1 pseudogene is annotated in these 328 nt (G+C 39.0%); it reads left to right on the top strand.

Annotation, left to right across the window (positions count from 1 at the left end):
- Positions 1 to 125: 125 nt before the first annotated feature.
- Positions 126 to 328: pseudogene (locus IQR33_RS34625) on the top strand (hypothetical protein); the annotation flags it as partial.

Below are 328 nucleotides of genomic sequence, written 5' to 3'. Positions count from 1 at the left end.
CTCATGGTCATTAATCATTTTATTTTAAAGTAACACCATGATTTAACGTTGATTAATCATAATAAAGCTCGCATGATACTCTTTACGTTTCGACTTGATTTTAGTGCGTATAGACGGAGTGAGTTATGACAATTGGAGAGTTAGGACTAGAACATTTACCACGACAAAAGGCCTTGGTTGAGTCAGCTTATGATGCCTTTTATTCTGAAAAAGACGTTGTTGCCGCGGTATTGCTTGGCTCCTTGTCATCAGGACAAGGTGACCGTATTTCGGACGCTGATGTTGTTGTATTTACTCAAAACAACTTCCATAAAGCCTCAGAGCCTTG

It is taken from the genome of Vibrio sp. OPT46 (assembly GCF_015163535.1).
Taxonomy (GTDB): domain Bacteria; phylum Pseudomonadota; class Gammaproteobacteria; order Enterobacterales; family Vibrionaceae; genus Vibrio; species Vibrio alginolyticus.
This window is presented reverse-complemented; position numbering and strand designations above follow the sequence as displayed.